Here is a 13,177-nt window from a genome sequence, read left to right as displayed (position 1 = left end):
ACTCTAAGTGTGCTAACCGAAGCTGGCTTACATGTAAGTGGGCACCAAGCAATGCTTATGCTCGATGTGATATTCAAATTCTTCGCGGAAATTCTTGATCATTGCGCGTACTGGCATCGCTGCTGCATCGCCCAGAGCACAAATTGTTTTGCCCTGAATATTGTCAGCAATGGAGTTCAGCATATCCAGATCATCCGGACGGCCATGACCATGTTCTATCCTGTGCACCATGCGATACAACCAGCCGGTACCTTCACGGCAAGGGGTGCACTGACCACAAGATTCTTCAAAATAGAAATAAGACAGACGCAACAGTGACTTGACCATGCAGCGTGTTTCATCCATGACGATGACAGCACCAGAACCCAGCATGGAACCGGCCTTGGCGATGGAGTCATAATCCATGTCAGTCGCCATCATCACATCACCAGTCAATACCGGCATGGATGAGCCACCAGGGATCACTGCCTTGATTTTTTTACCGTCACGCATGCCACCAGCGAGTTCCAGCAAGGTGGCAAACGGTGTACCCATAGGTACTTCGTAGTTGCCAGGTTTTGCTACGTCGCCAGACATGGAGAAAATCTTGGTGCCACCATTATTTGGCTTGCCCAGTGCAGCGTATTTCTCACCGCCCATGGCCAGCACAAAAGGTACGGCTGCAAAAGTTTCTGTGTTATTGATCGTGGTTGGCTTGCCATACAAACCAAAGCTGGCCGGGAAAGGCGGCTTGAAGCGTGGCTGCCCTTTCTTGCCTTCCAGCGATTCCAGCAAGGCTGTTTCTTCGCCACAGATGTAGGCGCCATAACCGTGGAATGCATGCAACTGAAAGTTGAATTCAGAACCGGCAATTTTGTCGCCCAGCATATTGGCTGCACGTGCTTCTTCCAGCGCTTCTTCGAAACGGTCGTAGTCAGCAAAAATTTCGCCGTGGATGTAGTTGTAACCCACCGTGATGCCCATGGCGTAAGCTCCGATGGCCATACCTTCGATCAGGGCATGCGGGTTATAGCGGATGATGTCACGATCCTTGAATGTACCAGGCTCGCCCTCATCTGTATTACAGACCAGATATTTTTGACCAGGGAACTGACGTGGCATGAAGCTCCACTTCAAACCAGTAGGAAAACCCGCACCACCGCGACCACGCAAGGAAGAAGCCTTCAACTCAGCAATGACTTGCTCAGGAGGGATTTTTTCATTGAGGATACGCTTCAGGGATTCATAGCCGCCACGAGCTACGTAATCTTGCAGATGCCAGTTTTTGCCATCCAGGCCAGCCAGTATCAAAGGCTTAATATGGCGATTATGCAGACTCGTCATTATTTAACCTCTTTCAATTCATTGACCAGACCGTCAATTTTTTCATTCGACATGAAGCTGCACATGCGCTTGTTATTAACCAACATCACAGGTGCATCACCGCAGGCCCCCATGCATTCACCTTCAACCAGGGTGAACTGGCCGTCGGCCGTGGTTTCCCTGTAATCGATACCGAGTTTTTGCTTCAGGTGATGTGCTGCACGTTCGCCACCAGACAAGGCGCAAGGCAGGTTGGTACAGACCGAAATCTTGAACTTGCCCACCGGCTTGGTGTTGTACATATTGTAGAAAGTCGCGACTTCCTGCACTGCTACTGCCGGCATGCCGATGTAGTCAGCCAGAGTCTGCATGACTTCCGGGGATACCCAGCCAGTTTCATCCTGGGCAATAGCCAATGCGGCCATCACAGCGGACTGGCGCTGGTCAGCCGGGAACTTCGCAAGTTCACGATCAATTTTTTTAAATGCCTGCTCTGATAACACCATAGCTAATGCCTCGATTCGACGTCCTCAGGACGCCGCTTTATCTGTCAATCTCACCAAACACAATATCCTGAGTACCGATGATCGTTACCGCATCAGCAATCATGTGACCTTTTGCCATTTCATCCAAACCCTGCAAATGCGCGAAACCTGGCGCACGGATTTTCAGACGATAAGGCTTGTTAGCACCATCGGACATCAAGTAAATACCAAACTCGCCTTTTGGATGTTCAACTGCGGCATAAGCTTCGCCGGTAGGAACATGGAAACCTTCGGTGAACAGTTTAAAGTGATGGATGAGTTCTTCCATATTCGACTTCATGTTCACGCGATGTGGGGGCGCAACCTTGTGGTTATCAGTAATTACCGGACCCTGATTATTTCTCAGCCACTCTACGCATTGTTTGATGATGCGATTGGACTGGCGCATTTCTTCCACGCGCACCAGATAGCGGTCATAACTGTCACCATTGACACCAACTGGAATATCAAAATCCAGTAAGTCATAGACTTCATACGGTTGCTTCTTGCGCAAATCCCATTCGATACCGGAACCACGCAACATAGGACCACTAAAACCCATGGCCATGGCGCGCTCAGGCGACACTACGCCGATACCAACCAGACGCTGTTTCCAGATACGGTTATCGGTCAACAGTGTTTCGTATTCATCGACATATTTTGGGAAACGGTTAGTGAAGTCTTCAATGAAATCCAGCAGGGAACCCTGACGGTTTTCATTCAGCAACTTCATCGCTTTTTCATTCTTCAAGGCCGATACAGTGAATTGAGGCATTTGGTCCGGCAAATCACGATACACACCACCTGGGCGATAGTAAGCAGCATGCAAACGTGCGCCTGAGACTGCTTCATAGCAATCCATCAGATCTTCACGTTCACGGAATGCGTACAGAAACACCGCCATCGCCCCCACGTCCAGCGCATGCGCGCCTATCCACAGCAAGTGGTTCAGCAGACGCGTGATTTCATCAAACATGACACGGATATACTGCGCACGCAAAGGCACTTCCAGGCCGAGCATTTTTTCGATGGCCATGACATACGCATGTTCATTGGCCATCATGGATACATAGTCCAGGCGATCCATGTAAGGCACGGACTGCAAATAGGTTTTTTGCTCTGCCAGTTTTTCAGTCGCGCGATGCAAGAGACCAATGTGCGGATCTGCACGTTGTATCACTTCACCATCAAGCTCCAGCACCAGGCGCAACACACCGTGCGCAGCAGGATGCTGAGGACCAAAGTTCAGGGTGTAATTCTTAATCTCAGCCATTATTTCATCCCGTAATTTTCTTCACGAATCACACGCGGCACATTTTCGCGTGGATCTATCGTAACAGGCTGGTAAACAACGCGCTTTTGATCTGCGTCGTAGCGCATTTCAACATAGCCGGAAACTGGAAAGTCTTTACGGAATGGATGACCGATAAAACCATAGTCAGTCAAAATACGGCGCAAGTCATTGTGACCATCAAACAGAATACCAAACAGGTCAAACGCTTCGCGTTCATACCAGTTAGCCGCATTCCAGATGTCAATCAGCGAAGGCACGACTGGCATTTCATCATCCGGCGCAAACACGCGCACACGCAAACGCCAGTTATGCTTAATCGACAGCAAATGTGAAACGGCAGCAAAACGCGCACCTTCCCACAAACCATCTCCATAAGTAGAATAATCAACTCCACAGAGGTCGATCAATTCTTCAAAACTGGTTTCTGCATGGTCGCGCAAAGTGCGCATCACATCCAGATAAGCAGTTGCAGAAACCACGATGGTGATTTCACCCAGCGCATTCTTCAAGTCCAGAATACGCTCACCCAAGACATTTTTTACTGCCGCCTCAAGGTTTTCCAATTTGGTAGTCATAATTTATTATTGCCCCAGCGATCGCGCGATTAACGAGCAATGGTATTGGTACGTTTGATCTTGTTTTGCAACTGTATGATGCCGTACATCAGCGCCTCAGCGGTTGGCGGACAACCTGGCACATAAATATCAACTGGCACAATACGGTCACAACCACGTACGACAGAATACGAATAATGGTAGTAACCACCACCATTGGCGCAAGACCCCATGGAAATCACCCAACGCGGCTCTGCCATCTGGTCATATACCTTGCGCAACGCAGGCGCCATCTTGTTGCACAGCGTACCGGCAACAATCATGACGTCAGACTGGCGTGGCGAGGGACGAAACACCACCCCAAAACGATCCAGATCATAGCGCGACGCACCAGCATGCATCATCTCTACCGCACAGCAAGCCAGACCAAAGGTCATAGGCCACATGGAGCCAGTGCGCGTCCAGTTGATCAGCTTATCAGCAGACGTCGTCAAAAAGTTTTCGTTGAATACACCTTCAATTGCCATAATCCATCACTCCCAATCCAGAGCGCCTTTTTTCCAGATGTACCAAAATCCAACGCCGAACTCGAGCACGAAGCCGAGCATAATCAGAAAACCTGTCCAGCCCAGATCACGCATTGCCACGCCCCAAGGGAAGAAGAATGCCGTTTCCAGATCGAACAAAATAAACAGAATCGCCACCAGGTAGTAGCGCACATCAAATTTCATGCGCGCATCTTCGAATGCCTCAAAACCGCATTCGTAAGCAGAATTTTTTTGTGAATCCGGTTTATATGGAGCAAGAACACGCCCCAGGATTTGCGGCACCACACCTACAGCGATACCAACCAGAATAAAGAGAAGAACTGGGAAATAATTTTCGAGGTTCACGTTAGGCTACCTGTAATTGAATGCCAGATTGAAGCAAGCCATTTCTTAAGATCAAACCACAAGAAACGACTACTTCCTCGACCGGGCCAGCAAAGAAAACTGGCCTTATTTTTTTGGTGCCGACGACGAGACTCGAACTCGTACAGCTTTCGCCACTACCCCCTCAAGATAGCGTGTCTACCAATTTCACCACGTCGGCTTAAGCCCAGCATTCTACTATGTATAGCCTCATTGTTCAACGCGCAATTGCAGCAATTCAATGTTTTTTGCTGAGCAAAATCAAATTATTTTGGAATCTGCCCCGCTTGACCAGCAGAAGAAGCCGGTGCAGATGTTGCAGCTGCAGCAGAAGCTGCTGCCGGAGCACTTGCGGGCGCAGCATTTGTCGCAGGCTGAACTACAGTCACGCCCTCCATGACACCACCAGAAGGCTTGCGGGCACCAGTACTGAATACCGCCAGACCCAGGGTTGCCGCAAAAAATATTGCAGCAGCTATACCCGTTGCCTTGGACAAGAAATTGGAAGAACCGGTTGCACCAAACAAACTGCCAGAAGCGCCAGAGCCAAAAGAGGCTCCCATATCAGCACCTTTACCGTGCTGCAATAAAACCAGACCAATAATTGTCAATGCAGACAGAATCTGAATAACGATGACCAACGTGTGTAAAGTTTGCATTCAAAACATCCAAGTAAAAATTAAGTACTACAATAAACCAATTAACTGGCAGCGATAATTGCAAGGAAGTCCTGTGACTTCAGTGCAGCCCCGCCAATCAAACCACCATCAATATCGGGCATTGCCAACAACTCCCTGGCATTTTCCGGCTTCATGCTACCACCATACAAAATCTGCACTTTTTCTGCCGCACCCGCATCACGATCGGCCACTTGCTGACGCAGGAAATGATGCACTTCTTGCGCCATTTCAGGTGTTGCGGTTTTACCCGTACCTATAGCCCAGACGGGTTCATAGGCAATCACCAGGCCATTAAGGCTATCCAGCACATCCAGCACCGCATTCAACTGCGCCGCCACAACTGCATTCGTCTGGCCACTTTCGCGCTGCTCCAGAGTCTCACCCACACAAATGATAGGCAAAACACCATGCTTCAACAATTGCTGCGCCTTGTGCGCTACCAGCTCATTTGTTTCAGCATGATAAGCACGGCGCTCAGAGTGACCGACAATCGCATATTTACAAGCACAATCCTGCAACATGGAAGCAGAAATTTCACCCGTGTAAGCACCATGTGCATGCACAGATACATCTTGCGCACCCCAGGTTACTGCAGTACCGCCCAACAATTCCGCACATTGCGCAAAGTAAGGTGCAGGAGAACAAACCAGCACATCACACTGCAAACTGGCAGGCAAACCCGCCTTGACTTCAGACAACAACGAACGGTTGGCGGCAAAACTACCATTCATTTTCCAGTTACCGGCTATTAAGGTGCGTCGCATAGTGAGCCAAAATATAAAGAACCGTCTATTGTAGCCTTCGCCGCAGACAGGGTCAAACCAGCAAGACCAGTTTTTACATTCCGAAGTTACCATAAAGACATAATCACATCAAATTTATGACCAATATGGCAATTCCACAAACATTAACCCATCCAGACACAGGTTTGATTGAAAAATAACAAGCAACAGCTAATCCAGAGCCAGCATGATTTTACCGATATGCAAGCCTTCTTCCATCATGGCATGCGCCTGAGCAGCTTGCTCCAGAGGAAAAACCTGATGTATGACGGGGACTATTTCTTTTGATGCCAGCAGCGGCCAGACTTGCTCTTGCAACTCTGCCGCGACTTTCGCCTTGAAAGCAACAGAGCGCGGGCGCAGTGTCGAACCCGTCACCGTCAAACGCCTGCGCAAGACCTGCGCCAGATCAAGCTCCGCCGAATTACCACCTAGCAGGGCAATAATCGCCAACCGGCCATCATCTGCCAGACAATTGATTTCTTTTGGCACATAGGAGCCCGCAACCATATCCAGAATGACATCGACGCCCTTACCTGCCGTCAACTCCTTGATGACCTCGACGAAATTTTCAGTCTTGTAATTGATGCCGCGCTCAGCACCCAGTTTTTCTGTCGCCCTGCATTTTTCGTCCGAGCCTGCCGTGGCAAACACTCTATGCCCCAACGCTTTGGCAATTTGTATGGCTGCCACACCTATGCCCGAAGTACCACCCTGCACCAGAAAACTTTCGCCCGGCGACAGATGCGCGCGCTGAAACACATTACTCCAGACTGTAAAATAGGTTTCTGGCAGAGAAGCCGCCTCCACCATGGAAAGCCCAGCAGGCACATTCAAGCACTGACCCGCTGGTGCCACGCAATACTCCGCATAGCCACCGCCCTGCACCAATGCGCAAACCTGGTCACCCAACTCAAAACCACTACCCTGCACATCACCACCGACTACTTCGCCGGCCACTTCCAGGCCCGGCAAATCTGAAGCACCTGGCGGCACAGGATAAAAACCAAGACGCTGCAAGACATCAGGGCGATTCACGCCAGCCGCGGCAACCTTGATTAATAGTTCGCCCTTACCCGGCACTGGCACAGGCCTGCTGCAAATCTGCAAGACTTCAGGCTTGCCATATTGGGTAATTTCAATTGCGCGCATTTCAGTTTTCATCTTCAGCCTTTATAGGGGTCCAGCGATACATTACGCAATTGTAAGCCAATAAAAAAACGCCCGTGCGAGACGGGCGTTTTTAACTCTGAAAGGTCAGAAGACCTTAGAATTTATTACTGCTGCTGTTGCTGCTGTTGTTGCGGCTGAGCTGGCGATTCAGACTCAGAAGCTGCTGCTTTCATCGACAACTTGAAGCGACCGCGGTCATCAGTTTCCAGCACTTTTACGCGTACTTGCTGACCTTCTTTGAGGTAGTCAGCAACTGCATTCACGCGCTCATTGGCGATTTGGCTAATGTGCAGCAAACCGTCTTTACCTGGCATGATTTGTACGATCGCGCCGAAGTCCAGCAATTTCAAGACTGTACCTTCGTAGATTTTACCAACTTCAACTTCTGCCGTCAGTTCTTCGATACGACGTTTGGCTTCCTGGCCAGCTGCTGCATCAACAGAAGCGATGGTAACTACACCTTCATCGCTGATATCGATTTGCGTGCCAGTTTCTTCTGTCAAGGCACGGATCACCGCACCGCCCTTACCGATCACATCACGGATTTTTTCAGGATTGATCTTGACAGTGATCAGACGTGGCGCGAAGTCAGACAATTCGGATTTGCCGACAGGTACGGCTTCTTGCATTTTACCCAGAATATGAATACGGCCTTCTTTAGCTTGCGCCAGAGCGACTTGCATGATTTCTTTAGTGATACCCTGGATTTTGATATCCATTTGCAGGGCAGTGATGCCTTCTGCAGTACCAGCTACTTTAAAGTCCATGTCGCCGAGGTGATCTTCATCACCGAGGATATCTGTCAGAACAGCAAACTTGTTACCATCCTTGATCAGGCCCATGGCGATACCAGCAACGTGTGCCTTCATCGGTACGCCAGCATCCATCAACGCCAGGCAGCCGCCGCAGACGGAAGCCATGGAAGAAGAACCATTGGATTCTGTAATTTCAGACACCAGACGGACTGAGTAGCTGAAATCTTCCGGATCAGGCAAAGCAGCTTGCAATGCGCGTTTAGCCAGACGGCCATGACCGATTTCACGACGCTTAGGCGTGCCAACACGGCCTGTTTCGCCAGTAGCGAACGGAGGCATGTTGTAATGCAGCATGAAGCGGTCAGAGTATTCACCCATCAGCGCATCAATTTTTTGCTCGTCACGGGCAGTACCCAGAGTAGCAATCACCAGAGCCTGAGTTTCACCACGCGTGAACAGGGCTGTACCATGCGTACGTGGCAGAACGCCAGTGCGGATAGTGATAGGACGTACAGTGCGCGTATCACGACCATCGATACGTGGCTCGCCTTCCAGGATTTGGGAACGAACGATTTTCGCTTCCAGATCAAACAGGATATTGCCAACTTCAGATGAATCAGGAGCAGCTTCGCCTTTGGCAGCAGCTTGCTCAGCCAGTGCCGCAGCAACAGAAGAAGTTGCCGCCTTCAATTGCTCAGTACGTGCTTGCTTTTCTTTGGTTTGATACGCAGCGCGCAAAAGAGGCTCTGCGACTGCTGTAACAGCAGCGATCAGCGGCTCATTTTTTGCAGCAGGAGCCCATTGCACTTCAGGCTTGCCACCGTCGCGCACCAATTCATGAATCGCATCAATTACAGCCTTCATTTGCGTGTGGCCATAAACAACCGCGCCCAGCATGATTTCTTCAGACAATTGCTGCGCTTCAGACTCAACCATCAACACGGCTTGCTCAGTACCGGCAACAACCAGATCCAGCTTGGATTGTTTCAGTTGAGTTGCAGTTGGGTTCAATACATATTGGCCATCAATATAGCCAACACGCGCTGCACCAACAGGGCCACTGAATGGGATGCCAGCAACGGAAATCGCCGCAGAAGCACCGATCATCGCAGCGATATCAGGGTCGATTTCTGGATTGACGGACAAGACATGAATGATGACCTGAACTTCGTTCAGATAACCTTCTGGGAACAGAGGGCGAATTGGGCGATCGATCAAACGGGAAGTCAGTGTTTCTTTTTCTGATGGACGACCTTCACGCTTGAAGAAACCGCCAGGAATACGGCCAGCAGCGTAAGTTTTTTCCATGTAATCCACGGTCAGAGGAAAGAAATCCTGACCTGGTTTTGCATCTTTCTTGGCAACGACAGTCGCCAATACAACGGTATCTTCTATGGATACCAGGACTGCACCCGATGCCTGGCGAGCGATTTCGCCGGTTTCCAGTGTTACCTGGTGCTGACCATATTGGAAGGTTTTAGTAATTTTATTAAACACAATGTGTCCTTTCTATTTGCCGACAGATTTTCAGGCGCTGTCGTTCACCTCACCACGAGCAATCCGCCTGGATTGCTTTTTGCCTGTTTTTTAATATTTACATCAAAAACCGGGCTAAAACTGGATAAAACTAGGTAAAACCAAAACTCTAGATGGACAAAAAGCCTGCGACAGTTAAATGACGCAGGCTTTTTGCTACAAATCTTTTGCTAAATTCAGCAAGAATTACTTACGCAAGCCGAGTTTTTCGATCAGTGAGCGATAGCGATTCAAGTCTTTACCTTTCAGGTAAGACAACAGACTCTTACGACGGTTAACCATCATGATCAAACCACGACGTGAGTGGTGATCTTTAGAGTGTGCCTTGAAGTGACCATTCAGGTCATTGATACGTGCAGTCAACAGAGCAACTTGCACTTCAGGAGAGCCTGTGTCGTTTTGACCACGGGCATTGTCCGCTACGATAGCGGCTTTTGCATTTTTTTCGATAGACATGATTTTCCTTAACATGCGATAACAATAGTCATATTAACCATACAAACCATCATTATCGTGACATTACAATTCCGCCGGAATGACGGAACGCGTGACTATAACACCGTTTTTAGCCAGAATCAAATCTGCTTTAAATCTGCGGGTTCAACTTCTCTGTCTTCGATTGCAATTTATTCAATGCTGACAAATAAGCTTTCACTGAAGCAACGACGATATCAGGATCAGCCCCCACCCCATTGACGATGCGGCCAGCCTTAGACAAACGCATGGTGACCTCACCCTGAGACTGGGTACCTGTAGTGATTGCATTCACCGAGAACAATAACAGCTCTGCGCCACTCTGCACCTTGGAATCGATGGCGTTCACAATGGCATCAACCGGACCATTGCCATTCCCCTCACAAGTCACTTCCTTGCCATCTGACGTAAATACGACTTTGGCATAAGGCAACTCGCCCGTTTCAGAGCGCTGCGAAAGAGAAACATAATGGAAGGCATCGTTATTTTGCGCATGCTCTTCATCAGACACCAGGGCAAGGATATCTTCGTCGAATATTTCTGACTTACGGTCGGCGAGCTCTTTGAAGCGGGCAAAGGCGGCATTGACTTCAGTTTCCGATTCCAGGGCGATGCCCAATTCTTCCAGGCGCTGTTTAAAAGCATTACGGCCAGACAATTTACCCAGCACCAGCTTGTTGGCGCTCCAGCCCACATCTTCGGCACGCATGATTTCATAGGTGTCACGCGCCTTCAAGATGCCATCCTGATGGATGCCTGATGCATGGGCAAAGGCATTTGCGCCGACCACGGCTTTGTTAGGCTGAACGGCAAAGCCAGTGATTTGCGATACCAGCTTGGACGCCGGGACGATCTGGCTGATATCTATGCCCAGTTGCAGGTCAAAATAATCCTTGCGGGTGCGCACGGCCATGACGATTTCTTCCAGAGCCGTATTACCAGCACGCTCACCCAGGCCGTTGATGGTGCATTCAATCTGGCGGGCGCCACCTATCATGACGCCAGCCAGGGAGTTGGCCACCGCCATGCCCAGGTCATTATGGCAATGCACAGACCAGACCGCCTTGTCGGAATTGGGAATACGCTCACGCAAAGACTTCAACATATTGCCGTACAGCTCAGGCACGGCATAGCCAACTGTGTCAGCAAAGTTGATCGTGGTTGCACCTTCTTTAATAACCGCTTCCAGCACACGGCATAAGAAATCCATGTCAGAACGGCTGCCGTCTTCAGGGCTGAACTCCACATCATCGGTAAAGTTACGGGCATAGCGCACAGCCTGTATGGCTTGCTCCAATACCTGGTCCGGCGTCATGCGCAATTTCTTTTCCATGTGCAGAGGAGACGTTGCGATGAAGGTATGAATACGCTTGCGTTGCGCCGCCTGCAAGGCTTCTGCTGCGCGGGCGATATCGCGGTCATTGGCGCGCGACAAAGAGCAGATGGTCGAGTCCTTGATGATGGAAGCAATCGCCTTGATGGATTCAAAATCGCCAGGAGATGCTGCCGCAAAACCGGCTTCAATCACATCAACTTTCATTCTCTCCAGTTGCTTGGCAATACGGATTTTTTCATCCTTGGTCATCGATGCACCGGGGGACTGTTCGCCATCACGCAAAGTTGTGTCGAATATGATGAGTTTGTCGGCCATGTTATTGCTCCTGATATGAATTTAAGTCTGAAATGTTGTAGATGAAAACTGCAAACTGAGAATATTCTTTGACCTACCCTTGCAAGACGCACATGGGTGGCGAGACTACTCGAAATGTGGGTATAGGGGGATTTAGCGCGTGAACGCTAGTAGAGATGCCAGCAATAGCGATAGCAGACCAGACAGGCCTGCCATAGTGTTTTTTGCTATTGATGTAGATGCGGAGTTCATGCCAAAGACTATAAGCTTAAAGACAGAAAAGTGCAAGAATTTATAGCAGGAAAATCCTGTTTTTATGAGGCAGAAAAGCAAAAAAGCCGCGATACATTTTCTGTATTGCGACTTTTCTTGAAAAACACCGAATTTAATCTGGCAGCGCGAGTTTTGATACCGGCTTATTTATCGTCATGGTGATGATCATCAACACTGGTCTGCATTATGCTCACTGGCCTGCCCTTGCGCCAGCGCCACAGCAAGACGACATAACCAGACAAACCATACAGGACAAACAAACCAAACAAAACCTTGGGCGGATCACTGACTACCGCAACATAGGCTAACACGATGAGGAAAGGCGCAATGAATGGCACTGACTTACGCAGGTTCACGTCCTTGAAACTATAAAAAGGCACATTGGTCACCATCGTCAAACCAGCGAACAAGGTGATACTCCAGGTACTCCAGCTCAAGTCGTGCCGAAGAAAATGCAAGTCCTCCATCAGCAAGACAAAGCCGGCAACCAGCGCCGCCGCCGCAGGACTGGGCAAGCCCTGGAAATACCGCTTATCGACTACACCAATATTGGTATTGAAACGTGCCAGACGCAAAGCTGCGCCGGCGCAATAGACAAAAGCCGCCAACCAGCCAAGCTTGCCCATGCCCTTCAACGACCATTCATAAGCCACCAGTGCCGGTGCAGCACCAAAGGAAATCATGTCTGACAAACTATCGTATTGCGCCCCAAACTCACTCTGGGTATTGGTCATGCGGGCGACGCGCCCATCCAGACTATCCAGTACCATAGCCACGAAAATTGCCAGGGCCGACTGGTCAAAACGTTGATCCATTGCCATGACAATCGCATAAAAACCGCAAAACAAGGCTGCAGTCGTAAATGCATTCGGCAATAAATAAATGCCGCGCCTCGGTTTGGCTGGGGTGCGTATATCACTCACTTCCTGCACACTCGCGGCTGTATTCTTGCGCATACCCTTGGGGAAGAGCTTGAAACTACCTTTGGGTTTTCGTTTTAATATAGGTGCCATTCTTGCTATCGTAAACTGTGAAGTACATTTCTTGCCAGAGCAAGGAAGGAAAAAGTGTGCGAAGTATAACCCCGATTATTGGCAATGAAAACAAACGCAGGGACATGCTTCTACATATTCAAACATCAAATATACATCCTCATCCACATTTAACTAAACATTAAATGCAAACATATCCGGTAAGGGACCATAAGGTCCTGAAAGTAAAAAATCGCCCCTGCGAGCGATTTTTTAGCGTTCGAGCTGTGTGCGCCTACTAGCGCGCACTGGATGATG

General features: G+C 49.4%; 13 protein-coding genes and 1 tRNA gene. All 14 read right to left on the bottom strand.

All coding sequences use genetic code 11. The features are described 5' to 3' along the window. Positions 1 to 27: 27 nt before the first annotated feature. The gene (gene nuoF / locus ACO0LN_RS00365) at positions 28 to 1,323 is read right to left on the bottom strand and encodes an NADH-quinone oxidoreductase subunit NuoF (RefSeq protein ID WP_422950385.1); all 1,296 of its coding nucleotides are present in this window, start codon (positions 1,321 to 1,323) and stop codon (positions 28 to 30) included. Further along, positions 1,323 to 1,808: an NADH-quinone oxidoreductase subunit NuoE gene (nuoE, locus tag ACO0LN_RS00360; protein WP_162041813.1), complete on the bottom strand. Its 486-nt coding sequence runs from the start codon at positions 1,806 to 1,808 to the stop codon at positions 1,323 to 1,325. The genes nuoF and nuoE overlap by 1 nt, the downstream gene beginning before the upstream one ends. A gap of 37 nt (positions 1,809 to 1,845) precedes the next feature. Continuing rightward, complete coding sequence (locus ACO0LN_RS00355) at positions 1,846 to 3,099, bottom strand: NADH-quinone oxidoreductase subunit D (RefSeq protein WP_422970444.1); 1,254 nt, start codon at positions 3,097 to 3,099, stop codon at positions 1,846 to 1,848. Next, on the bottom strand, positions 3,099 to 3,695 hold the full coding sequence (locus ACO0LN_RS00350; RefSeq protein ID WP_422970443.1) for an NADH-quinone oxidoreductase subunit C: 597 nt from the start codon (positions 3,693 to 3,695) through the stop codon (positions 3,099 to 3,101). The genes ACO0LN_RS00355 and ACO0LN_RS00350 overlap by 1 nt, the downstream gene beginning before the upstream one ends. A gap of 29 nt (positions 3,696 to 3,724) precedes the next feature. Next, the gene (locus ACO0LN_RS00345; RefSeq protein ID WP_422970442.1) at positions 3,725 to 4,201 is read right to left on the bottom strand and encodes a NuoB/complex I 20 kDa subunit family protein; all 477 of its coding nucleotides are present in this window, start codon (positions 4,199 to 4,201) and stop codon (positions 3,725 to 3,727) included. A 6-nt stretch (positions 4,202 to 4,207) separates the two neighbouring features. Beyond that, entirely contained in the window at positions 4,208 to 4,567 is a 360-nt protein-coding gene (locus ACO0LN_RS00340; protein WP_110253971.1) for an NADH-quinone oxidoreductase subunit A, read from the bottom strand. 114 nt (positions 4,568 to 4,681) lie between these two features. Further along, positions 4,682 to 4,766 (bottom strand) — tRNA-Leu (locus ACO0LN_RS00335). Positions 4,767 to 4,851: 85 nt separating this feature from the next. Then, complete coding sequence (secG, locus tag ACO0LN_RS00330) at positions 4,852 to 5,244, bottom strand: preprotein translocase subunit SecG (RefSeq protein ID WP_422970441.1); 393 nt, start codon at positions 5,242 to 5,244, stop codon at positions 4,852 to 4,854. A gap of 41 nt (positions 5,245 to 5,285) precedes the next feature. Then, positions 5,286 to 6,029: a triose-phosphate isomerase gene (tpiA, locus tag ACO0LN_RS00325; protein ID WP_422970440.1), complete on the bottom strand. Its 744-nt coding sequence runs from the start codon at positions 6,027 to 6,029 to the stop codon at positions 5,286 to 5,288. Positions 6,030 to 6,218: 189 nt separating this feature from the next. Continuing rightward, positions 6,219 to 7,199 carry an NAD(P)H-quinone oxidoreductase gene (locus tag ACO0LN_RS00320; RefSeq protein WP_422970764.1) on the bottom strand — a complete coding sequence of 327 codons (981 nt, stop codon included), beginning with the start codon at positions 7,197 to 7,199 and terminating at the stop codon, positions 6,219 to 6,221. A gap of 125 nt (positions 7,200 to 7,324) precedes the next feature. Then, positions 7,325 to 9,472 carry a polyribonucleotide nucleotidyltransferase gene (gene pnp, locus ACO0LN_RS00315; protein ID WP_422970439.1) on the bottom strand — a complete coding sequence of 716 codons (2,148 nt, stop codon included), beginning with the start codon at positions 9,470 to 9,472 and terminating at the stop codon, positions 7,325 to 7,327. A 225-nt stretch (positions 9,473 to 9,697) separates the two neighbouring features. Further along, on the bottom strand, positions 9,698 to 9,967 hold the full coding sequence (gene rpsO, locus ACO0LN_RS00310) for a 30S ribosomal protein S15 (RefSeq protein WP_110253976.1): 270 nt from the start codon (positions 9,965 to 9,967) through the stop codon (positions 9,698 to 9,700). A 130-nt stretch (positions 9,968 to 10,097) separates the two neighbouring features. Further along, positions 10,098 to 11,636: a 2-isopropylmalate synthase gene (locus ACO0LN_RS00305; protein WP_422950393.1), complete on the bottom strand. Its 1,539-nt coding sequence runs from the start codon at positions 11,634 to 11,636 to the stop codon at positions 10,098 to 10,100. Positions 11,637 to 12,031: 395 nt separating this feature from the next. Beyond that, positions 12,032 to 12,901, bottom strand: coding sequence for a CDP-diacylglycerol--serine O-phosphatidyltransferase (gene pssA, locus ACO0LN_RS00300; protein WP_422970438.1), 870 nt, complete (start codon positions 12,899 to 12,901; stop codon positions 12,032 to 12,034). Between the last annotated feature and the right edge of the window lie 276 nt (positions 12,902 to 13,177).

Origin of the sequence: Undibacterium sp. TC9W (assembly GCF_049339865.1) — a bacterium.
GTDB lineage: Bacteria > Pseudomonadota > Gammaproteobacteria > Burkholderiales > Burkholderiaceae_D > Undibacterium.
Note: the sequence above shows the minus strand (reverse complement) of the source record. Positions and strands in the feature narration are given on the sequence as shown.